1 protein-coding gene is annotated in these 1,066 nt (G+C 47.7%); it reads right to left on the bottom strand.

Annotated features, from left to right (window positions below):
• Positions 1–253: 253 nt before the first annotated feature.
• Positions 254–1,066: inorganic phosphate transporter (locus tag BKE30_RS15635; RefSeq protein ID WP_143253820.1), on the bottom strand; the 813-nt coding region annotated here is incomplete at its 5' end.

Below are 1,066 nucleotides of genomic sequence, written 5' to 3'. Positions count from 1 at the left end.
AACGGTCACACCCAAGGTAGCTGCCGCAAGTAATGTTACATTTAGTGTACGTGACTTAAGGCGCATAACGACCCTCTATTTTTTGCTTTTGAGTTGTCACAAATTTGACCCGGTTTTGGTTAGGGTCTTGTTTGCTTGAGGGTATTGTGAGAGCCAATCATGACATTAATATGACAATACCGTGAAACAAAAAATCTGGGCCTATAAAAAAACCCCTTAAATCTTTAAGGGGTTTTATGACAGCCTGATTAAACTATACGAATTGACGGAATAACCAGTACAGACTGCCAGACAATATAATGGATACCGGCAACGTCAGTAACCAGGCAGATAAAATCATCTTGATGGTTTTAACCTGCAAACCGGCCTTATTGGCTACCATGGTTCCTGCTACCGCACTGGACACCACCTGCGTGGTACTTACTGGCATGCCAAACATATCCGCTACGCTAATGGTAGTCATGGCGACGGCTTCCGCAGAAGCACCCTGTGCATAGGTCAGGTGCTGTTTGCCAATACGCTCGCCCACTGTGCGCACCACACGCTTCCAGCCGACCATTGTTCCCATACCCAGTGCAATGGCAACAGCCACTTTGACCCAGATTGGAATATACTGGGTGGCTTTATCCAGCTGCTCACGATAAGCCTTCAGCATTTGCTGGTCTACTTCATTCAAATGCTTTAAGCCCCCTTCCTTGGAAAGCTGCTTTAAGGCAGTGGCATTGAGATACATGTCATTGCGCAGGTTACGGGTTTCTTCTGTGGGCACATTGCTTAGCGCTCCAAAACGCGCCACATCCGAACCCACCTCATGCGCCAGCACACTAATTGCTGGCAACAATTCCGGCGACTGCTGATGATGCTGCAAATAATCAGTCACCACAGCCCGGGCCTTCTCATCCTGCATGCTGATATAGCGGTTATCTGCCAGCAGGCTTGATGACTTTTCCGAAATAGCCGCAAAGGTCTGCGCCTGTGTTTCATCCATGGTGCGGTTTAGCGAATAGGACAATGGCACAATACCAATTAAAATCAGCATAATCAGGCCCATGCCTTTTTGCCCATC

The sequence above is a fragment of the Alkanindiges hydrocarboniclasticus genome, from assembly GCF_001982605.1.
Lineage (GTDB): Bacteria > Pseudomonadota > Gammaproteobacteria > Pseudomonadales > Moraxellaceae > Alkanindiges > Alkanindiges hydrocarboniclasticus.
This window is presented reverse-complemented; position numbering and strand designations above follow the sequence as displayed.